At 68.1% G+C, this 20,911-nt stretch carries 18 protein-coding genes; all 18 read right to left on the reverse strand.

Annotated features, from left to right (window positions below; all coding sequences use genetic code 11):
- Window positions 1-322 precede the first annotated feature (322 nt).
- The 18 genes from CHC02_RS23430 to gyrA all read right to left on the reverse strand — a co-directional run bounded on the left by CHC02_RS23430 (window position 323) and on the right by gyrA (window position 20,829).
- Window positions 323-2,641 carry a type II secretion system protein GspD gene (locus CHC02_RS23430; RefSeq protein ID WP_089393800.1) on the reverse strand — a complete coding sequence of 773 codons (2,319 nt, stop codon included), beginning with the start codon at window positions 2,639-2,641 and terminating at the stop codon, window positions 323-325.
- Window positions 2,625-3,110 carry a hypothetical protein gene (locus CHC02_RS30280; protein ID WP_176450343.1) on the reverse strand — a complete coding sequence of 162 codons (486 nt, stop codon included), beginning with the start codon at window positions 3,108-3,110 and terminating at the stop codon, window positions 2,625-2,627. The genes CHC02_RS23430 and CHC02_RS30280 overlap by 17 nt, the downstream gene beginning before the upstream one ends.
- 175 nt (window positions 3,111-3,285) lie before the next feature.
- The gene (locus CHC02_RS23440) at window positions 3,286-3,867 is read right to left on the reverse strand and encodes a hypothetical protein (protein WP_244160865.1); all 582 of its coding nucleotides are present in this window, start codon (window positions 3,865-3,867) and stop codon (window positions 3,286-3,288) included.
- Window positions 3,868-3,879: 12 nt separating this feature from the next.
- Window positions 3,880-4,842 (reverse strand): hypothetical protein, encoded by a 963-nt coding sequence (locus CHC02_RS30285; protein ID WP_176450344.1) that lies wholly within the window; start codon window positions 4,840-4,842, stop codon window positions 3,880-3,882.
- A 55-nt stretch (window positions 4,843-4,897) separates the two neighbouring features.
- The gene (locus CHC02_RS23450) at window positions 4,898-5,917 is read right to left on the reverse strand and encodes a hypothetical protein (protein ID WP_089393802.1); all 1,020 of its coding nucleotides are present in this window, start codon (window positions 5,915-5,917) and stop codon (window positions 4,898-4,900) included.
- Entirely contained in the window at window positions 5,907-6,509 is a 603-nt protein-coding gene (locus tag CHC02_RS23455) for a prepilin-type N-terminal cleavage/methylation domain-containing protein (RefSeq protein ID WP_089393803.1), read from the reverse strand. The genes CHC02_RS23450 and CHC02_RS23455 overlap by 11 nt, the downstream gene beginning before the upstream one ends.
- Entirely contained in the window at window positions 6,506-6,964 is a 459-nt protein-coding gene (locus CHC02_RS23460) for a PulJ/GspJ family protein (protein WP_244160864.1), read from the reverse strand. The genes CHC02_RS23455 and CHC02_RS23460 overlap by 4 nt, the downstream gene beginning before the upstream one ends.
- Entirely contained in the window at window positions 6,940-7,353 is a 414-nt protein-coding gene (locus CHC02_RS23465; RefSeq protein WP_089393805.1) for a prepilin-type N-terminal cleavage/methylation domain-containing protein, read from the reverse strand. The genes CHC02_RS23460 and CHC02_RS23465 overlap by 25 nt, the downstream gene beginning before the upstream one ends.
- Window positions 7,322-7,759, reverse strand: a complete 438-nt coding sequence (gene gspG, locus CHC02_RS23470) for a type II secretion system major pseudopilin GspG (RefSeq protein ID WP_089393806.1) — start codon at window positions 7,757-7,759, stop codon at window positions 7,322-7,324. The genes CHC02_RS23465 and gspG overlap by 32 nt, the downstream gene beginning before the upstream one ends.
- A gap of 72 nt (window positions 7,760-7,831) precedes the next feature.
- Window positions 7,832-9,022: a type II secretion system F family protein gene (locus CHC02_RS23475; RefSeq protein ID WP_089393807.1), complete on the reverse strand. Its 1,191-nt coding sequence runs from the start codon at window positions 9,020-9,022 to the stop codon at window positions 7,832-7,834.
- Window positions 9,023-9,026: 4 nt separating this feature from the next.
- The gene (locus CHC02_RS23480; RefSeq protein ID WP_089393808.1) at window positions 9,027-10,763 is read right to left on the reverse strand and encodes a GspE/PulE family protein; all 1,737 of its coding nucleotides are present in this window, start codon (window positions 10,761-10,763) and stop codon (window positions 9,027-9,029) included.
- Window positions 10,753-11,565 (reverse strand): ABC transporter permease, encoded by an 813-nt coding sequence (locus CHC02_RS23485; protein WP_089393809.1) that lies wholly within the window; start codon window positions 11,563-11,565, stop codon window positions 10,753-10,755. The genes CHC02_RS23480 and CHC02_RS23485 overlap by 11 nt, the downstream gene beginning before the upstream one ends.
- A gap of 183 nt (window positions 11,566-11,748) precedes the next feature.
- A complete protein-coding gene (cmk, locus tag CHC02_RS23490; RefSeq protein WP_089393810.1) occupies window positions 11,749-12,453 on the reverse strand; it encodes a (d)CMP kinase in 705 nt (234 codons plus the stop codon).
- On the reverse strand, window positions 12,453-14,678 hold the full coding sequence (locus tag CHC02_RS23495) for a bifunctional prephenate dehydrogenase/3-phosphoshikimate 1-carboxyvinyltransferase (RefSeq protein ID WP_089393811.1): 2,226 nt from the start codon (window positions 14,676-14,678) through the stop codon (window positions 12,453-12,455). Before CHC02_RS23495 ends, cmk begins: the two co-directional genes overlap by 1 nt.
- On the reverse strand, window positions 14,671-15,783 hold the full coding sequence (gene hisC, locus CHC02_RS23500; protein ID WP_089393812.1) for a histidinol-phosphate transaminase: 1,113 nt from the start codon (window positions 15,781-15,783) through the stop codon (window positions 14,671-14,673). Before hisC ends, CHC02_RS23495 begins: the two co-directional genes overlap by 8 nt.
- Before the next feature lie 88 nt (window positions 15,784-15,871).
- Entirely contained in the window at window positions 15,872-16,969 is a 1,098-nt protein-coding gene (gene pheA, locus CHC02_RS23505; RefSeq protein WP_089393813.1) for a prephenate dehydratase, read from the reverse strand.
- Window positions 16,969-18,054: a 3-phosphoserine/phosphohydroxythreonine transaminase gene (gene serC / locus CHC02_RS23510; RefSeq protein WP_089393837.1), complete on the reverse strand. Its 1,086-nt coding sequence runs from the start codon at window positions 18,052-18,054 to the stop codon at window positions 16,969-16,971. The genes pheA and serC overlap by 1 nt, the downstream gene beginning before the upstream one ends.
- 15 nt (window positions 18,055-18,069) lie before the next feature.
- Window positions 18,070-20,829: a DNA gyrase subunit A gene (gyrA, locus tag CHC02_RS23515; RefSeq protein ID WP_089393814.1), complete on the reverse strand. Its 2,760-nt coding sequence runs from the start codon at window positions 20,827-20,829 to the stop codon at window positions 18,070-18,072.
- Between the last annotated feature and the right edge of the window lie 82 nt (window positions 20,830-20,911).

The following is a 20,911-nucleotide window of genomic DNA, read 5'->3' on the forward strand; positions in this document are numbered from 1 at the left end:
ACATAGCAAGGAATCAAAGTCCTAAGAAAAGCCGAAGAAAAGTATCGGAAAGTTCAACGACTCTCAGAGCCAAATGAAGTATTTCTGAACGAAAAGCACCTCCAGCCCGCCACGGGCCACTCACTCGCCCATGTAGCGGAACTTCGTGTGATAGAAGGAAAGGATGCAGCAGCCCACTCAGGCATCGACGTCTCCGCGGCGGAGCCCGCCGAAAGTGGATTCAGACCGAAAGGTGGGCAAGACGGGCGACTTCACGGACGGCATCCCCTGCGCGCATGAAGCCGCCATACGGACAGTGCCCCGCTGCACTCGGGGCGACCATTCACAAGCTACGACATTCCGCCAGCGGCCTGTCGCAGCCGATCGCAGGCTCGATCATCCGCCGCAGCTTCTCGGTGATCTCCCTGGCGTCTTCCGCCCCGTCGATGACATAGGGCTGGATCAGCATCACCACCTCGTCCTTGGACGTGGTCCGGGACTGCTTGCCGAACAGGTAGCCCAGGACCGGCAGGTCCTTGAGCCACGGTACGCCGCCGTTGTCGTCCACACGGTTTTCATTGATCAGGCCACCCATGAAGATGGAACCGCCGCTCTGCAGGGTCAGCGAGGTTTCCAGCGACGTCCGCTTGATCGGCGGAGAGGAAATGTCATCGCCTCCACCCCCGCCCCCGCTGGAACCCGTGGCGCCACCGTCGCTGACTTCCTGGCTGACCGTCAGGTCCACCCGGTTGTTCGAGTAGACGACCGGGGAAACGTTGAGGATGACGCCAGTGGAACGATAGGAGATCGATTGCAGCAGGTTGGAGTTTCCGCCGGTATTGCTGCCATCGGTCTGCCGGCCGGTCACGATGGGAATGTCGGTACCGACGTTGATGTTGGCCTGCTCGCCGCTTTTCACGAGGATGCGTGGCGTAGCCAGGATCCGCGTACGGGAGTCGTTGGCCTGCGCCGTCAGCTCCGCTTTCGCGCCGCCGGCGGTATTGATCAGGTATTTGAAGCCCCCGCCTCCCCCTGATATATCGCGGCCGAACCCGGCAATGGTATTTTCCGTCCCTCCAAGGAAGGACCACTCAATGCCCGAATTCAGGCTGGTGCCCAGGGTCACGCTGGCGATCGTCACCTCGATCAGCACCTGGCGCGCGGGCTTGTCCAGTTGCCGCAGCAGCGGCTGCATCTGCTGCCAGACCCTGGCCGGGCCACGGAACAGGATGGCGTTGCGGTTCTGGTCTTCGACGATGGTGCCGCCGCCCGATATGCCAGCCGCCAGGCTATCCATCAGGCTATTGGTGCCACCCGACAACAGGGCCTGGGCGCCAGCGAGGCGGACGAGCGGCGCGACGCCGGGCTGGCCACCGCCCATGTCGCCAGCACCGCGACCGGGCACCGGGCTTGTCGGTGCGGCATTGCTGCCAGAGGCGGCCGCAGCGCGGCTCGAGGCACTGCTGCCCAGGCCCGGCGTCAGCCCGTAGGCACCGCCACCTCCCAGGCCGGAGACCAATGCCCGCAGCGAGCGGGCCACTTCGGTGGCGCGGGTGTTACGCACTTCGTAGAAGAACAGCCCTTCGCTTTCCGCCCCCGCCCCCGCGGAATCCACCGCGCTGGCCAGCGGCACCCGGTCCACCTGTCCGGCCCAGTCGCGGGCCAGGTCCAGCAAGGGACGCTGGTTGGAGAACAGGATCAGGCCATTGGAGCTTTCCAGCGGTACCAGCACGACGCTTCCGGAAGCCTCGCCGATGCCGACGCTGTAGCCCTGGGCCTGGAGCAGGGTCTTCAGTTGCTTGGCCATCTCCGCCGAGGTGATGAATGCCGGGTCGATGCGCAGGCTGTGCTGCCCCCGCATGAAGGGCTGGTCGAGCAGCCGTACGGCCTGCGCCGCCTGCTTGACCAGGGAGGCCATGCCCTTGAGCATCAGGCCGCCGCGCGGGTTGTCCGCGGTGGCCGACAACCCGGACTTGTCGTATGCATTGTTCAGCCAGGGAATCACGTCCTTGGGATCGACGTTGTGCAGGGGGATGAACTGGAACACGGGCCGGTAGGCGTTGGGCACGTCCGGAAGCGCTTCGCCGCTGACGAGGATCGGCGGCTCCTCGGGGCTCAGGCCGATCTGCTTGATCTGGAAGCGCAGGATGTCGCCCTGCTTGACGATCTCGATGCCGTAATTGGCCATGACCTGCGAGGCGATGTCGTAGACCGTCTGCCGGGTCTGCGTCTGCTCCAGGCGCAGGGTGACCCTGTCGTTGCGCTTCTTCAGGCTGTCGTCGATCTCGAACGACAGCCCCAGCAGGTTGCCGAAGACTTCGTTGATGAAGCTCGGCAGCGCAGTGTCCTCGACGCTCACCTGCAGGTCGGCATTCTTGTCATCCAGCACCAGGCGATCGGCCTTGTCCACCAACCCGCCAACGGGCCCGGCCGGCGGCGCCGGTGTCGGGCCCACCTGCGGCCCCGTGGATTGCCGCGGGCGCTGCGAAGGCCTTTCGGCCGCATCCTGCGGCTGGCTCTCCTCCCGCGCCTGGCTTTGCTCCAGCAAGGGCGCGGGCAACTGGAGCGGTGCCATGCTGCAGCCACCCAGCAACCCCAGGCAGATCGCGAGCAGCAGGGGGCGCCGGGGAAAACCCGCAAGGGCGTCATTCGAGGGGGGCATAGAGTTTCCTTTCAAAGTCCTGGGTGGCGCCATCCTCGGACAGCGAGAAACGAATGCCCTGCCCTTCGATCCGCTCGAGGCGCTCACCTCCCGGCAGTTGCTCGCCGGGCGCATAGCGCAACAGAGGTGCGGCGGCGTCCTTGGCGATCAGGGCGAAGCGCTGCTCGCCCTCGGCGACCACCCCACGGAACAGCCACTGGACCTTGACCCGGGCCACGCCCTTCTCGTCCACGCTGATGCGCGCCGAGCGCGGTTGTTCGGCCGCCTTCCCGGCGTTGCCCCACCAGGGCATGCCGGCGATCTGCGCGGGAATACCGGCGTTGCGGGAGACCGCTCGGACCTCCGGTAGCCGCCACTGCGCAGCCTCGACCGGGGCCTCCGGTACCTCTGCCGGTGGCTGCCAGAGCAGCGCCAGCAGAATGCCGCTGGCAAGCGCTGCCCCGGCCAATCGGAAGTGGGAGGAAGTCATAGGAAACCGATGAATCGATACCGCGAAGGAAAGGGTGCATTCGAAGCATGTTGAGCGCGGAATTCTGTCACTACGGAAATGCTGCCTTTGCCGTTTTCCATGAAGGAAGTTTCCCAACCAGGGAATGCCAACGATTGGCAGTGCCGGCATGGCCTGAGCATTCGCCCTAATCCGATCAAGGGGGCGTTCCATCCGGACGAAAATGGAAAGTGAGCTGCAGATTCACCGACGGCGAACCTCGGTCGTTCAACTCGAGGGCGTCGATACTCACCCAGTGCTCCGCGCTTTCCAGCGCATGCAGCAAGCGGCCGAAACTCTTCGGCTCGAAGCGCCCGCGCAACTGCGCCTGAACCCGCGCGCCGACTCCCTCCTTGTCGAAATCCAGGGGCGGCAATACCGAGATGCGCGCATCCTGCAGGCCGCTCTGCCTGGCCTGGGCATCCAGCCAGGCCTGTACGTCGGCCCGGGCCAACGAGGGGTTCCGCGCCTGCCACAGGCGCTTTCGCAAGGCGCTGCGCACGTCTTCGGCCTGGACGGCGCGGTCCGGCCAATCCCCCTGGCTGGCCAGCGCACGCATCTGCGCCAGGCGCCTGGCCGATTCCTCGAACGCCTGGCGGCGGGCATCGCGCCAGTCGCTGCCCAGCAACAGCAGGTGGGCGGCCAGCAGCGCCAGGACCAGCCAGCCCGCCAGGCGCAGGCGGGGTTGCTCCCGCCACTGCTCGCGCAGCCGGGTCCAGTGGGGCAATGCGTCTTTCAAGCGAACGTCCATCTATTCCCCCTGGCGAATGCTCATGGCCAACTGCAAGCCGTCGGCCCTGGGCGAGGGTTCCACCCTGACGTCCTGGAACCTGCCGCCCTCCTGGAGACGCTGGACGAAGAACCGCGGGTCGGCCCGGCGGGTATCGATGAGCAGCTCCAGGGTGTTTTCCCGATAACGCCAGCTCAGCAAGCGGCTATCCTCCGGCAGCAACCCCGCCACCGTGCGCAGCAGCTCGACCTGCGACGGCGCATCCTGCAAGCGCAGCAGGGCCTGGATTTCGCTTTCGGCCTGCATGGCGCGGGTGCGCGCCGCCAGCACCGGCTCGACCTGCTGGGCCAGTGCGGCCTGCTGCCCCGCCAGGCCACGCTCGGCCCACCACCACTGCGCCCCCTGCGTCAGGTTGAAAGCGCTGCCCGCCAGGAGGGTGGCCGCCATGCCGTAGGGCAGCCAGCGCTCCCAGTCCCGCCCCGCCAGGCTGGCGCCGGAAGCCCAGGGACGCTCCAGGCTGGGTACCACTTCTGCCTCCAGTCGCTCGGGCACATGCACGCCGGGAACCCCTCGCAGCGCCTGCCAGGCGCCAATGGACAGCGGCAGGCCATCCTGGAAGACGCTCGCCCGCAGCACGCCGGCCCGCCAGACCTGCAGGTCCATGCCCCGCTGGACGCGCACCAGGCGAACGACGGATTCCGGAGTCGGTGCCGGCGGCACCTGCAGCAGCGTTTCCGGCAAACAGAGGCAGCCGGACATGGCCTCCTGCGAAGCAGCAAGCCCCTGGCGCTGCTGTTCGTCCCAGAGCCACAGCTGTACCCAGCCGTCGCGCCAGACCGCGTAGTGCCCCGGCAAGCGAAACGGCGACAGGCCGGCGAGCTTCAGGGCCAGGGCCTGGGCCCTGCCGCTGGACGGCACATGGGACAGGTCCAGGCAGCGGTACAGGCATTGCGAACGCTCGATGACCCATTGCGGGCGGAGCATCCGCCCCAGGCCACGGGGCTGGCGCCGCCATTCCAGGCATGGCGAGCCCTCCTCGTCACGGCCTTGCCACAAGCGGGGCGGCAAGCACTCCAGGCGCCTCATGATGGATTGACGCGGTGTCGGTATCGGGGACATTGCGCGGCAGGGACCTCCGTTGCAGGAATTGCCAGGGCGACCCTTGCAGGTCGTCGCTCTCGAGTCGCAGTTGGTATTCGTAGCGCGCCGCGGCATCCACGGGGCGCAGGCGGATGAAGAGGGTGGCGCTGGCCAGGCGCGACCAGTTCTCCGCAGGCAATTGCTGCAGGTAGATGCCCAGCACCCCCGCGAGGTCGCCCATGCCCTGCAGCGGCCGTTCGCGGCGCGCGGCGAGCAACAGCGCCAGGTTGTCTTCCGGCAGCCTCCAGGCCAGGCGCAGGAGCTGCCCGCTGGCGGTATTCACGTTCAGGGCCGGTTCACCGACGGTCACCAGGTCATCCCAGCCCGCGGCCCGCAGCCTGGTCTCCCAGGGTTGCCAGCTATCGAGGACGAACACTTCCTGCGGGGCGTGCAGATTGCGCACCACGGCGCGCCCCGGCTGGCTGCGCAGGTAGCCGGCAAGTTCCGCCAGCATGGGCGCTATCCTTTCCGGCGCAACTCCCAGCCCTTCCAGTACCGAGGCCAGCGTCACCGGCGGCGCCTGCTCCAGGCCGAGGCGCGAGGCGCGATCGATGAGCGCGAAGCACCAGCCATTGGCCAGGCAGTATTCGCGGCCATCCAGGGCCAGCTCGGCCCCCACCGGGAGGGTCGACAGGTCCATGTCGGCGAGGCTCGGCGCCGGGCTGTCGGGCGTGGTCAGGCCGGCCAGGGTCAGGCGCTGGGTCGATGCCAGCCAGGTCAGCCGGCTGAGCAGGGAGCGCTCCGCCATGTCGCGCAGCAACCCCTGGCGTTCCTGCTCGATGCCATCCAGCGAGCGTTCGATCCAGGTCACGGCCGAGGCCACCACCAGGGTCATGACGGCGAGAAACCAGATGACGCCGACCAGCACGAAGCCGCGCTGGTTTCCGGCGTCACGCCGGCCCCCGCGCTCAGTACGCATCCACGCTCACCTGGCGAAGCGGCGTCGCTACCCTGGCCAGGCGGAACAGGCGCTCGGCCGGCGCGCTCAAGGCCACCGCCGCGGGAAGGCTGTCGGCCAGTGCCGGCAGGGGCGGCCAGTTGTCGTGCCACCCCCCCGACTCGTCGCGATAGAGGAAGTGCGCGCCCCCCTGCAGCTCCAGCAGTGGCCAGCGGCTGGCCTGCAGCCGGCGCACGTAGATCAGCCCGGTCCGCTCCCGGCCCGGCTCGCCCTGTCTTTCCAGGCGGAAGGCGAAGGGCGCCGGGACACCCTCGATACGCTCGGCGCTGGCCAGGGTGACGCCTTCGAAACTGAGCGCATCACCCCTGAAACGGGCCGCCGCCTCTTCCTTGGCCGGCGCCGCCAGCTGCGACACCGAGTCGCCGAACCAGCCGAACGCCAGGACGCGCAACTGGCGCGACTCGCCCTGGCGCAGGAAGCTGTCGTTGGCCCGCGAGACATAATCCATCCCTTGCATCAGCAGGGTGGTGACCATCGCCGCCAGCAACAGGACCACGATGAGCTCCAGCAGCGTGAAGCCCCGCTGTCGCCGCCCCGCAAAGCGCTGGCTCATGGCTCCCCCCCCTGGGCACCGTCGGCCGGGCGGGCCAACCGGTGCCCCGCCAGCTCCAGGCTGACGGGCAGCGGTGGCAGGTCTTCGCCGAGCACGCGCGCCTGGACCCGGTACAAGGCACTGTCGAAAGGACCGGGATGGCCGTTGTAGCGGCTGACGACAGGCCGCGGGGCGGCAAGCAGATGGCTTTCCCAGTCCAGCCGGTAGCTTCCCAGCGTGACGCTGCCGCTGGGCTGGAGCATCGGGTTGAGGCCCTCCAGGTAGGCCAGGCCGGTGCGGGTCGCATCGAGGCGGCGCTGGACGTCGTTCATGCGCTCAAGGGTCCTGAAGCCCGTCCCCAGCCACGCCAGCAGGGCGCTTCCCACCACCGCCAGGAGCGTCAGGGCGACCACCGCCTCGAGCAGCGTGAAACCGGCTTGCCGCCCCCGCCTCACCCGTCGAACTCCGGCAGGCATTGCGGCGGCTCCAGGCGTAGCTCCCGGATGGCCTCTTCCCTTCGCAGTTGCAGCAGCCCACCCAGGCAGGCGCCATTGGCCAGATAGATGACCGGCTCGGCTGCGCTCAACACCCAGCCATCCGGCAGCCTGAGCATCCGCGGCGGCTCGACGCCGGCGGGGCCGATGAGGGTCTGCTGGGCCTCCAGCCGGGCCCGATAGCCCAGCGTCTGCAACTGGTGGACGATGTCCTGCAGTTCGACACGACGGCGCCAGGCCTCCTGCATGTTCAGCAGGCTGGGCATGACGATGGCGCCCAGCGCGGCGACCAGGGCCAGCACCACCAGCAGTTCGAGCAGGGTGAAACCGCCGCTGCGCTCACTGCCTGGGCAGGTAGCCGATGTCCGCATTCTCCCCTTCCCCGCCGGGCTGCCCGTCGGCGCCCAGGCTGTACAGCGAGAACGGCTGTTCGGCGCTGGGCGCGTTGCTGTACACGTATGCGCGGTTCCAGGGATCAAGCGGCACCCCGCCGTCCAGGTAGGGACCTTTCCAGAAGGCCTTGATCCGCTCGTCCGCCGGCGCCGCGTTGAGCAGCGCCAGCCCCTCCTGCTCGCTGGGCAGGCGGCCGATGTCCAGGCGCATGGTCATCAGCGCGCCCTTGAGCATCTTCACCTGGGTATCGGCGGTCTGCACCTTGGCCTTGTCGGCCTGGCTGAACAGGCGTGGCCCGACCAGCCCCATGAGCAACCCGATGATCACCAGCACCACGATCATTTCCAGCAGGGTGAAGCCGCGTTCGCCGCGGCTGCCCCCCATGGCCGGCGGCTTGTGCCTCCCTTGCCGGGGCCGCCCGCCCTTCTGCCCGTTGTCCATTCTCTTCCCCTTCGTTCAGAACACGATGTCGTTGGCGCTGGTGATGGCCAGCACCACGCCGGTGATGATCACGCCGAACAGCGCACCGATCAGCAGGATCGCCAGCGGCTCGATCAGCGCCAGGACCTTGCGCATGCGCGAGCGCCCCAGTTCCTCGTAGAGCCCGGCGAGGCTGTCGAGCATCTCGGCCAGGCGTCCGGACCGCTCCCCGACCCGCACCAGGTTGCCGCCCGTGGCCGTGATCGCCCTGCGCAGCTCCAGCGCCTCGGACAGGGCGGTCCCCCCCCTCACGTCCTGGGTCACCCTTTCCAGCAGGTCGCGCTGGTGGCCGATGCGCACGCCCGCGCTGGCCAGGCGCAGGGCCTCGACCAGCGCCACGCGATTGCCCAGCAGGGTGCCGAGGACCTTGGCCCACTGGGCGATCTCCGCCTGCAGCAGCCAGTCGCCGAGCAACGGCAGGCGCAGCAGGGCGTTCAGGGCCCGGCCGCGAACCTTCTCGCTCCTGGCCAGGGGCAGCCCCAGGGCCCCCAGCAGCAGGCCGGCGAACAGCAGCGGCAAGGCATTGGCCTTGCTCCAGACGCCGGTGCTGAGCACCGCCCAGGCCAGCCACGGCAACTTGTCGGCGTGCTCCAGCAGGTTGGCGAACTTGGGCACGACGAAGACGAACATCACCATGACCGCCCCGATGCCGCTGAGCACCAGCACGCTCGGGTAGATCAGGGCATTGCGCACTTCCTCGCGGGTGCGCCGCTCGTACTCCATCTGCGCCACGCAATCCCGTAGCGCCGCCGCCAGGTTGCCGGTCAACTCCCCTGCCGCCACCAGTTGGTAGGCGTAACGCGGCAGCGGCAGGCCGGCACTCTCCAGCACCTGGGGGAAGGAACGGCCCTGGCGCAGGCCTTCGCTCATGCTGCGCAGCGCCGCGGCAATGCGCGGATGGCTGCTCGAACGCTCTTGGGCGGAAACCGCGTCGGCCAGGGCCACACCCGCCGCCAGCAAGGTCGCCAGCTCGTGCAGCGCCATGTTCAGCTCTTCCGCGCGCAGCCGTCGGCGCCCGGGTTGCGGCGCCCGCTGGCCCGACTCCAGGCGCAGGGGGGTCATGCCCTGTGCCTCCAGTTGGCGAAGCGCGTCACCGCGGGAGCCGGCATCGAGGTCGCCGCTGCAACGCCGGCCCTGCCGGTCCACTGCCAGGTATTCGAAGCGCATGGCGTTAACCGCTGGTGACCCGATGTACCTCGTCCAGCGAGGTCAGGCCCAGCCAGGCCTTGATGAAGCCGTCCTCGCGCATGCTGCGGAACCCCTGGCCGGCCGCCAGCCGGCGCATCTGCTCGAGGGGCGCCTGCTGCAGGATGAGCGTCTGCAATTCGGGGCTGACATCCACCATTTCGTAGATCCCCAGGCGCCCGTGGTAGCCCGTGCCCTGGCACAGTTCGCAACCCCTGGCGCGATGCCAGTTGGGGGCCTGCCCCGGGTAGAGGCGCAGGATCGCCGCGTCGAGCGCGGCCTGGTCTTCCGCCGCCAGGCTCGGCTCATAGGGCTCCGCGCAATGCCGGCACAGGGTTCGCACCAGGCGCTGGGCCTGGACGCCACGCACCGGAGAGGCCACCAGGAAAGGCTCGATGCCCATGTCGATGAGGCGGGTGAAGGCGCTGAGCGAATCGTTGGTGTGCAGCGTCGAGAAGACCAGGTGCCCGGTGAGGGAGGACTGCACGGCGATCTCCGCCGTTTCCAGGTCGCGGATCTCGCCGATCATGATCACGTCCGGGTCCTGACGCAGGATCGAGCGCAGGGCGGCGGCGAAGGTCAGGCCGATATCGGCATGGGCCTGGACCTGGGTGATGTTCGGTACCTGGTACTCGACCGGGTCCTCCACCGTGATGATCTTGCGAATGCCATCGTTGATGGCTTCGAGCGTGCCGTAGAGAGTCGTCGACTTGCCAGAGCCGGTCGGCCCGGTGACCAGCACGATGCCGTGCGGCTCGCCGATCCAGGCGCGCATCAGCTCCAGGTGGTCCGCCAGCATCCCCAGGCGGTCCAGGCGCAGGCCTTCGCGGGCCTTGGGCAACAGGCGCATCACCACCGACTCGCCGTGCACCCCTGGCAGGGTGGAAACCCGGATGTCCATGTCCTGCCCGCCGACCCTCGTGCTCATCCGCCCATCCTGGGGCAGGCGCCGTTCGGCGATGTCGATGGCGGAAATCAGCTTGATCCGCGACACCACCGCGGCGAAGCGCTCCCGCGGCAGGCTCAGTTGCGATTGCAGGACGCCATCGATGCGGAAGCGGATGTGGAAATTGAACTCGCGCGGCTCGATGTGGATGTCCGAGGCGCGTTTTTCCACCGCCTGGCTCATGACGTTGTTGACCAGCTCGACGATGGGCGCTTCCTCCGCCATCTCCCGCAGCTGTCGGATGTCATCGGAGGCGAAGCGCAGTTCCTCGCGGCTTTCCTGCTGCAGGCGCTCCTTGAGCAGCTCCAGCCAGGCGTCGAGGTCCTGGGAGCGGCACAGCACCGGGCACAACGGCTGGCCGGGATGGAAATAGCGCAGGACCTCCAGGACGAAGGGCGCCAGCGGGTCGCGGGAAGCGATCAGCAGCGTCCCCCGGGCATCGCCCCAGACGACCACCTGCTCGGCGACGAACCATTCCACGCCGAGGGGGGTCGCCTCGAGAAAGGCCAGAAGCTCGGCGTTGCCCGGGGCCTCCAGGTCCGTTCCCACCAGGGGCATGCGCAGCTGTTCGGCGAGCACCTCCAGCAGCGCCGCCTCCGAAACACCGCCCGAGCGCAGCAGTATCGCCCCCAGGCGCCCACCGATCCGGGCCTGCAGTTCCAGCGCCCGCTCCAGTTCCTGGGCGCCGCACAGGCCGCGCCCGACGAGCATCTGCCCCAGCGGGCGGGCCTCGGCGACCACCGCCGGCGCGGTATCGGCGAGCCGTTCAGAGGACATCGGCGAAGCCATCCTTCATGCGCCGGAACCACAGCCACCCCAGCGCCGCCAGCAGGCAGGCGATGCCGGCATACCCCAGCTGGACGCCCGCCGGCGGCATGGGCATGCCGAACAGGCTGGCCCTCACCGCCTCCACCGGGACGCTCAGCGGATTGAGCAGCAGGTAGGGACGCAGGGCTTCCGGCAAGGCGCTCACGGGGTAGAACACCGGGCTGAGGAACAGCAGCAGCACCAGCAGGAACTGGATGAACTGGCTGGTATCGCGGAAGTAGGCGCCGAACACGGCGATGATCCAGCTGAGGCCGCACACGCACAACAGGAAGGGCAACAGGGCCAGCGGCAGGTAGAGGATGTTCCAGCCCAGCGGTTGCCCGAACCAGGGCATCAGCAGGAGCAGCACGAGAAAGCCGATGACGGCGTTCGACAGGGCGGAAAGGGCCAGCGACAGCGGCAGGATGTCCAGCGGGAAGACCAGCTTCTTCACCTGGTTGCGGTGGTTGTGCATCACCGTGACCGCGCGCGACAGGCTGTCCGCCAGCATGCCGTGGAGCAGCAGCCCGGCGAAGAGCGTCAGGGCGAAGGAACCCGTGCTCTGCCCAGCCCCCCAGCGCGACTTGAGCACATGGCCGAATACGAAGGTGTAGACCGCCAGCAGCAGGAACGGCGACAGCAGCAGCCACAGCCGCCCGAACAGGGCGCCCTGGTAGCGCGCCAGGATTTCCCGCCGGGTCAGTGCGAGCAACAACTGGACCCACGCGCCCTGCGAAGCGTGCAGTGCGGCGGGGACGGGACGGTCGGACAAGGGGCCTCCACGCTGTTCCCGGCCCGCTCAGGGGGAGCGGGCGCTATTGGACAGCGCGGAATTTTGGCAGCCCGGGCAAGACGTCTCTAGAAGAAACGTCCTCAGCATCAGGAGGAAACATCCTCAGAAATCTCTTCAACCACGTCGTACCGAAAACGGCCGTGGCTGAAGGATTCCCGGGGTTCAGTCGGTCAGACCGAGCCTCTCGACTTCGGCCAGGATGCTGTCCACCACCGCCTCGATGCTCATGCTGGTGGAGTCGACCACGATGGCGCCTTCGGCCGGCTTCAGCGGGGCTACGCTGCGCTGGCTGTCGCGTTCGTCGCGGGCGCGGATTTCCTCGGTGAGCGCGGCCATGTCGCAGTCCACGCCCTTGCCCTTGAGCTGCAGGTAGCGGCGTCGGGCGCGCTCCTCGGCCGAGGCGGTGAGGAAGATCTTCAGCGGCGCGCCGGGGAACACCACGGTGCCCATGTCGCGGCCGTCGGCCACCAGGCCCGGGGCTTCGAGGAAGGCGCGCTGGCGCTGCAGCAGGGCGTCGCGCACCGCCGGCAGCGCGGCGACCTGGGAGGCGCCGGCGCCGACCTGCTCGGTGCGGATGGTGTCGGTGACGTCTTCGCCTTCGAGGATGATGTGCTGGCCTTCCCCGCCCTTGGCGTGGGTGAACTGCACATCCAGGTGCGCGGCCAGGACCTTGAGGGCTTCCTCGTTGGTCAGGTCGATGCCGTGGTTGCCGGCGGCGAACGCCAGCAGGCGGTAGAGCGCGCCGGAGTCCAGCAGGTTCCAGCCCAGGCGCTTGGCCAGGATGCCGGCCACGGTGCCCTTGCCGGAGCCGCTGGGGCCGTCGATGGCGAGCACCGGCCAGGCCGCGGCGAAGTCGGAGGCGGCCATCAGTTGCCCTCCTCCGCCACGCGGATGCCGGCGCCCGCGGCCAGGCCGAGGAAGTTCGGGAAGGAGGTGGCGACGTTGGCGCAGTCGTGGATGCGGATCGGCGCCGAGGCGCGCAGCGAGGCCACGCTGAAGGACATGGCGATGCGGTGGTCGCCGTGGCTCCAGACTTCGCCGCCGCCGTAGGGGCCGCCGTCGATGATGATGCCGTCCGGGGTCGGCTCGCACTTCACGCCCAGGGCCAGCAGGCCGTCGGCCATGACCTGGATGCGGTCGGATTCCTTCACCCGCAGCTCTTCGGCGCCGCGCAGCACGGTGCGGCCTTCTGCGTTGGCAGCGGCGACGAACAGCACCGGGAACTCGTCGATGGCCAGGGGCACCAGGTCCTCGGGGATATCGATGCCCTTCAGCCTGGCCGAGCGCACGCGCAGGTCGGCCACCGGCTCGCCGCCCACTTCGCGCTGGTTCTCCAGGGTGATGTCGGCGCCCATCAGCTTGAGGATGTCGATGACGCCGGTGCGGGTCGGGTTGATGCCGACGTGTTCGAGGACGATCTCCGAACCTTCGGCGATACTAGCCGCAACCAGGAAGAAGGCCGCGGAGGAGATGTCCGCCGGCACCTCGATGCTGGTGGCGCTGAGCTTGTGGCCGCTTTCGACCTTGGCGGTACTGCCTTCGACGTCCACCGGGTAGCCGAAGCCGCGCAGCATGCGCTCGGTGTGGTCGCGGGTCGGCGCCGGCTCGGTCACCGAGGTTTCGCCGGCGGCGTAGAGGCCGGCGAGCAGCAGGCAGGATTTCACCTGGGCGCTGGCCATCGGCATGTCGTAGTGCATGCCGGTCAGCTTCTGGCCGCCACGGATGGTCAGCGGCGGGCGCCCTTCCGGAGCGGTCTCGATCACCGCGCCCATCTCCCGCAGCGGCTTGGCCACGCGGTTCATCGGGCGCTTGGACAGCGACGCATCGCCGGTCAGCACGCTGTCGAACGGCTGCGCCGCCAGCAGGCCGCTGAGCAGGCGCATGGAGGTGCCGGAGTTGCCCAGGTAGATGGGGCCCGGCGCCGGTTTCAGGCCGTGCAGGCCGACGCCGTGGACGGTCACGCGGCCGTGATGCGGGCCTTCGATGACCACGCCCATGTCGCGGAACGCCTGAATGGTGGCCAGGGCGTCCTCGCCCTCGAGGAAGCCGGCCACCTCGGTGGTGCCTTCGGCCAGGGAGCCGAGCATGATCGAGCGGTGGGAGATGGACTTGTCGCCCGGAACGCGTACGCGCCCGGACAGGCGGCCACCCGGCTGGGCCAGGTAAATCAGGTCGTTGTTGTGCATGGCGTCCACATAGGCCCGGCGGGCCAGGATTTTGCTGAAATGTTCACGGGCGACGCGGGCGCGGGTGAAGACGCCCATCAGTTGCTGCCCGTCCCCTGCATCGACGGCCTCGCGCAGGGCGTCGAGGTCGTCGCGGAAAACGTCGAGGATGCGCAGCACCGCCTTGCGGTTGGCAAGGAAGATGTCGTGCCACATCGTCGGGTCGCTGCCGGCGATCCGCGTGAAGTCGCGGAAGCCGCCGGCGGCATAACGGAAGATTTCCAGATTTTCGCTGCGCTTGGCCAGCGAGTCGACCAGCGTGAAGGCCAGCAGGTGCGGCAGGTGGCTGGTGGCGGCGAGCACTTCGTCGTGGTGCTCGACTTCCATCAGCTCGACGTCCGCGCCCAGCTCGCGCCACAGCGCCTCGACGCACTGGACCGCGTCCGCATCGGCATTATCCAGCGGCGTGAGGATGACTTTATGACGGCGGAACAGTTTGCCGTTGGCCGCTTCCACCCCGCTCTGCTCGGAACCGGCGATGGGATGGCCGGGAATGAAGCGCGCCGGCATCTCGCCGAAGGCGGCCCTGGCCGCGCGCACCACGTTGCCCTTGGCGCTGCCGACGTCGGTGAGCACGGCATGGCCGAGGTCGAAGGTGGCGAGTTCCGCCAGCACCTTCTCCATGGCCAGGATGGGCACGGCGAGCTGGATCACGTCGGCGTCGCGGCAGCCTTCGCGCAGGCTTTCCTCGCAACGGTCGACCACGCCCAGCTGCACCGCCAGACGGCGGGTCTGCGGGTCGCGGTCGACGCCGACCACCTCCTCGAACAGGCCCTTCTCGCGCAGCCCCTTGGCGAAGGAGCCTCCGATCAGGCCCAGCCCCACCACCACCAGACGGCGGAGCTTGCGTGGCGTCACCTCAGGCACGGGCGAGCACCTTGGCCAGGGCTTCGAGGAAGCGCGCGTTCTCTTCCGGCAGACCGATGGAGATGCGCAGGTGCTGCGGCATGCCGTAGCCGCCCACCGGACGGACGATCACGCCCTCGGCCAGCAGGGCCTGGTAGACCGGGCCGGCGTCGCGCTGCAGGTCGACGGCGAGGAAGTTGCCCTTCGACGGAATCCAGGTGAGGTTCAGGGCGCGCAGGCCGTCCTGCAGCTGCTGCATGCCGGCGTCGTTGACGCGCTTGCCTTCGGCCAGGTACTCGGCGTCGTCCAGCGCGGCGCAGGCGGCGGCCAGGGCCAGGCTGTTGACGTTGAACGGCTGGCGCACGCGGTTGAGCACGTCGGCGATCTGCGCCGAGGAGATGGCGTAGCCGACGCGCAGCGAAGCCAGGCCGTAGGCCTTGGAGAAGGTGCGCGAGACCAGCAGGTTCGGATAGCGGGCCAGGTAGGCCAGGCCGTCGGGCAGTTCGTCGCCCTCGGCGTATTCGATGTAGGCCTCGTCCAGCACCACCAGGACGTTCTGCGGTACGCGGGCGAGGAAGCGCTCCAGGGCGTCCGGGCCGAACCAGGTGCCGGTGGGGTTGTTCGGGTTGGCGATGAACACCACGCGGGTATCGGCGTCGATGGCCGCCAGCATGGCTTCCAGATCATGGCCCCAGTCCCTGGCCGGCACCGCCCTGCCCTCGGCGCCGACGGCCTGGGTGGAGATCGGGTAGACGGCGAAGGCGTACTGGCTGAACACGGCGTTCAGGCCCGGGGCCAGGTAGGCGCGGGCGACCAGGTCGAGGATGTCGTTGGAGCCGTTGCCGAGGGTCACCTGGCTGGTGGTCACGCCGCAGCGCTGGGCCAGCTTGCTCTTCAGTTCGAAGCCGTTGCCGTCGGGATAGCGGGTCATTTCCGCCAGTTCGCCGCGGATCGCTTCCAGCACCCTGGCGCTGGGGCCCAGCGGGTTCTCGTTGCTGGCCAGCTTGACGATCTTCGCCGGGTCCAGGTTCAGCTCGCGGGCCAGTTCGTCGACCGGCTTGCCCGGCACGTAGGGCGAAAGTTTCTGTACGCCCGGCTGGGCCAGGGCGAGGAAGTCACACGACATATCTGAGGCCTCAGGCTACAGGCCCCAGGCCGCAGGCATAGACGCTCTTCACCGCCTGTAGCCTGCCGCCTGCCGCCTGCCGCCGCAGTTAAAGTACCGCTTTGGGATAGGAGCCCAGCACCTTCAGCGCCACGGCTTCGCTGTTGATCTTCTCCAGCACGTCCTTGATCAGCGGGTCCTTGTGGTGGCCGACGAAGTCGATGAAGAACACGTAGGTCCACTTGCCACTGCGCGAGGGGCGGGTCTCGATGCGGGTCAGGTCGATGCCGTTGGTGTGGAACGGCACCAGCAGCTCGTGCAGCGCGCCGGGCTTGTTGCGCATGGAGACGATGATCGAGGTCTTGTCGTCGCCGGTGGGCGGCACTTCCTGGTTGCCGATGATGAGGAAGCGCGTGGAGTTGTCCGGGCGGTCCTCGATCTTCTCGAACAGCTTGTCCAGGCCGTACAGGCTGGCCGCCATGTCGCCGGCGATGGCCGCGCTGTTCCACTCGCTCTTCACCCGCTTGGCGGCGTCGGCGTTGCTCGGCACCGCCACGCGCTCGACGTTCGGGTAGTGCGCGTCCAGCCACTTGCGGCACTGGGCCAGGGACTGGGCGTGGGAATAGATGCGGGTGATGCTGTCGGTCTTGGTGTTCTCGCCCACCAGCAGGTGGTGGTGGATGCGCAGCTCGACCTCGCCGCAGATCACCATGTCGTGCTCGAGGAAGCTGTCCAGGGTGTGGTTCACCGCGCCCTCGGTGGAGTTCTCCACCGGCACCACGCCGAAGTTCACCGCGCCGGCGGCCACTTCGCGGAACACCTCGTCGATGGCCGCCATCGGCGTGCTGATCACCGCATGGCCGAAGTGCTTGAGCGCCGCGGCCTGGGTGAAGGTGCCCTCGGGGCCGAGGTAGGCGACCTTGAGCGGCTGCTCCAGGGCCAGGCAGGAGGACATGATCTCGCGGAACAGCCGCGCCACTTCCTCGTTGCCCAGCGGGCCCTTGTTCAGTTCCATGATGTGCTTGAGCACCCAGGCCTCGCGCTCGGGCCGGTAGAACACCGGCTTCTCGCCCTCGGCCAGGGACTGCATCTTCACCCGCGCCACGTCGGTGGCGCAGCGGGCGCGTTCGCTGATCAGCTCGAGGATCTTCTCGTCGAGGCTGTCGATGCGTACGCGCAAAGCCTTGAGCTGGTCAGCGTCGCTCATCAGCCGTGCTCCTTCTCGAACTCCGCCATGTAGGCCACCAGGGCCTCGATGGCGTCCAGGCCCAGGGCGTTGTAGATGGAGGCGCGCATGCCGCCCACCGAGCGGTGGCCCTTGAGGTTGAGCAGGCCACGGGCGTCGGCGCCGGCGAGGAAGGCCTTGTCGAGCTTCTCGTCGGCCAGGCGGAAGGGCACGTTCATCCAGGAACGGGCGCTGGGCTGGATGGGGTTGGTGTAGAAGTCGCTGCCGTCGATGAAGCCGTACAGCATGTCCTTCTTGGCGCGGTTGCGCTTCTCCATGGCCTCGACGCCGCCCTGCTCCTTCAGCCACTGGAAGACCAGGCCGGAGAGGTACCAGGAATAGGTGGCCGGGGTGTTGTACATGGAGCCGTTGTCGGCGGCGACCTTGTAGTTGAGCATGGTCGGGCAGATGCTGCGGGCGCGGCCCAGCAGGTCTTCGCGGACGATGACCACCACCAGGCCGGACGGGCCGATGTTCTTCTGCGCGCCGGCGTAGATCAGGCCGAACTTCGACACGTCGATCGGGCGCGAGAGGATGTCCGAGGACATGTCCACCACCAGCGGCACGTCGCCCACCTCCGGCACCCAGTCGAACTCCAGGCCGCCGATGGTCTCGTTGGACGCGTAGTGCAGATAGGCGGCGCCCGGGCTCAGGTTCCACTCGTTCTGCCCGGGAATGGCGAAGTAGTCGTACTTCGAGGCGCTGGCGACCACGTTGACGTTGCCGAAGCGGCGCGCTTCCTCGATGGCCTTCTTCGACCAGATGCCGGTCTCCACGTAGTCGGCCACGCCGTCCTCGGGCAGCAGGTTCAGCGGGATCTCGGCGAACTGCTGGCTGGCGCCGCCCTGCAGGAACAGCACCTTGTAGTTCGACGGCACGCCCATCAGGTCGCGCAGGTCCTGCTCGGCCTTCTCGGCGATGGCCACGTAGTCGTCGCTGCGGTGGCTCATCTCCATGACCGACAGGCCCTTGCCCTGCCAGTCGAGCAACTCTTCGCGGGCGCGCTCCAGCACCTCGGTGGGAAGCGCAGCGGGACCTGCGCAGAAGTTATAGGCTCGCTTGCTCACATCCACTCTCGCTAGTCAGTCTTCGCTGGCCTGCGGCGCTTCCTCGGCCGCGGCTTCGTCTGCTTCCGGGTTCTCGTCGAACGCTTCGTCGTCCACGACTTCGCCCTCGACCACGGTCGGCTCCTGCACCCGCTCCAGGCCGACCAGGGTCTCGTCGGCGGCCAGCTTGATGAGGATCACGCCCTGGGTATTGCGGCCCGCGCCGCGGACTTCGTCGACGCGGGTGCGGACCAGGGTGCCCTGGTCGGAAATCAGCATGATCTCCTCGCCGTCCAGCACCTGCACGGCGCCCACCAGCTTGCCGTTGCGCTCGTTGATGACCATGGCGATCACACCCTGGCCGCCACGGCCGCGGCGCGGGTAGTCGGCCAGCGGGGTGCGCTTGCCGTAACCGCGCTCGGAGGCGCTGAGGATCTGCGCCTCGCGGCATTCGGGGATCAGCATGGAGATGATGCGCTGGTCTTCGGCCAGGCGCATGCCGCGCACGCCACGGGCGTTGCGGCCCATGATGCGCACCTTGCTTTCCTTGAAGCGGATCACCTTGCCGGCGTCGGAGAACATCATCACGTCCTTCGAGCCGTCGGTGATGGCGGCGGCGATCAGCGAGTCGCCCTCCTCCAGCTTCAGCGCGATCAGGCCGTTGGAGCGCGGCTTGGTGAACTGGATCAGCGGGGTCTTCTTCACGGTGCCTTTCATGGTGGCCATGAAGATGTAGGCACCGGTCGGCTCGTCCTGGCTGAAGTCGGCGTCGTCGCCCTCTTCGGCCTCTTCGGCCTCCACCACCTCGGCAACCTGCTCGGCGACCACGTCGTCGTCATCGCCCTCGTCACCGGCGAACTGGGCGCGCACGGCCTCCAGGTCGATCTGCAGCATGGCGGTGATGCGCTCGCCCTCGTCCAGCGGCAGCAGGTTCACCAGCGGACGGCCGCGCGCGGTGCGCGAAGCTTCCGGAATCTCGAAGGTGCGCAGCCAGTAGACCTTGCCCTTGCTGGAGAACAGCAGCAGGGTGGCGTGGCTGTTGGCCACCAGCAGGTGTTCGATGTAGTCCTCTTCCTTCACCGCGCTCGCCGACTTGCCCTTGCCGCCGCGGCGCTGGGCCTCGTAGGCGGCCAGCGGCTGCGACTTGGCGTAGCCGCCGTGGGAGATGGTCACCACGCGCTCTTCCTCGGTGATGAGGTCGGCGATGGTCAGGTCCACCTGGGACGCGACTATCTCGGTGCGGCGGGCGTCGCCGAACTCGGCCTTGACCTTCTCCAGTTCCTCGCGGATGACTTCCATCAGGCGCTGCGGGTTGGTCAGGATGCGGATCAGCTCGCCGATCAGGGTGAGGATTTCCTGATATTCGGACAGGAGCTTCTCGTGCTCCAGGCCGGTCAGGCGGTGCAGGCGCAGTTCCAGGATGGCCTGGGCCTGTTCCGGCGACAGGAAGTACTTGCCGTCGCGCAGGCCGTACTGCGGGTCCAGGTCTTCCGGGCGGCAGGCATCGGCGCCGGCGCGCTCGACCATGGCTTCCACCGCGCTGGATTCCCAGGGGGTGGCGATCAGGCGCTCCTTGGCCTCGGCCGGGGTCGGCGAGGTCTTGATCAGCTCGATCACCGGGTCGATGTTCGACAGGGCGACCGCCTGGCCTTCGAGGATGTGCCCGCGTTCGCGGGCCTTGCGCAGCTCGTAGACGGTTCGCCGGGTCACCACTTCGCGGCGGTGGCGGATGAACACCTCGAGCATGTCCTTGAGGTTCAGCGTGCGCGGCTGGCCGTCGACCAGGGCCACCACGTTGATGCCGAACACGCTCTGCAGCTGGGTCTGGGCGTAGAGGTTGTTCAGCACCACCTCGCCGACTTCGCCGCGGCGCAGCTCGATGACCACGCGCATGCCGTCCTTGTCGGACTCGTCGCGCAGCTCGGTGATGCCTTCGATCTTCTTCTCTTTCACCAGCTCGGCGATCTTCTCGATCAGCCGCGCCTTGTTCAGCTGGTAGGGCAGCTCGGTGATGATGATCTGCTGGCGGTTGCCGCCCTTCTCCATGTCCTCGATGTCGGCGCGGGCACGGATGTAGATGCGCCCGCGGCCGGTACGGTAGGCCTCGATGATGCCGGCGCGGCCGTTGATGATGCCGGCGGTGGGGAAGTCGGGGCCGGGGATGTACTGCATCAGCTCGTCGACGGTCAGCTCGGGGTTGTCCATCAGCGCCAGGCAGCCGTCGATCACTTCGCCGAGGTTGTGCGGCGGGATGTTGGTGGCCATGCCCACGGCGATGCCGCTGGAACCGTTGACCAGCAGGTTGGGGATCTTGGTCGGCATGACCGCCGGGATCTGCTCGGTGCCGTCGTAGTTGGGCACCCAGTCGACGGTTTCCTTGTCCAGGTCGGCCAGCAGCTCGTGGGCCAGCTTGGCCATGCGCACTTCGGTGTAGCGCATGGCCGCGGCGTTGTCGCCGTCCACCGAACCGAAGTTGCCCTGGCCGTCCACCAGCATGTAGCGCAGCGAGAACGGCTGGGCCATGCGCACGATGGTGTCGTACACCGCGGTGTCGCCGTGCGGGTGGTATTTACCGATCACGTCGCCGACCACACGGGCGGATTTCTTGTAGGGCTTGTTCCAGTCGTTGCCCAGTTCGCTCATGGCGTACAGGACGCGGCGATGCACGGGCTTGAGGCCATCGCGCGCATCGGGCAGGGCACGACCGACGATCACGCTCATGGCGTAATCGAGGTAGGACTGTCGGAGTTCGTCTTCGATGTTGACCGGGAGGATTTCTTTGGCCAGTTCGCCCATGAGAAGCCTGGTTCCTTTTGCAGATGGAACTCCGCCTCGCCCATCCCGAGCCCGGCGGAGTGCGACGGCGCCATCAGAACGC

The sequence above is a fragment of the Pseudomonas delhiensis genome (assembly GCF_900187975.1).
In the GTDB taxonomy this organism is placed as follows: domain Bacteria; phylum Pseudomonadota; class Gammaproteobacteria; order Pseudomonadales; family Pseudomonadaceae; genus Pseudomonas; species Pseudomonas delhiensis.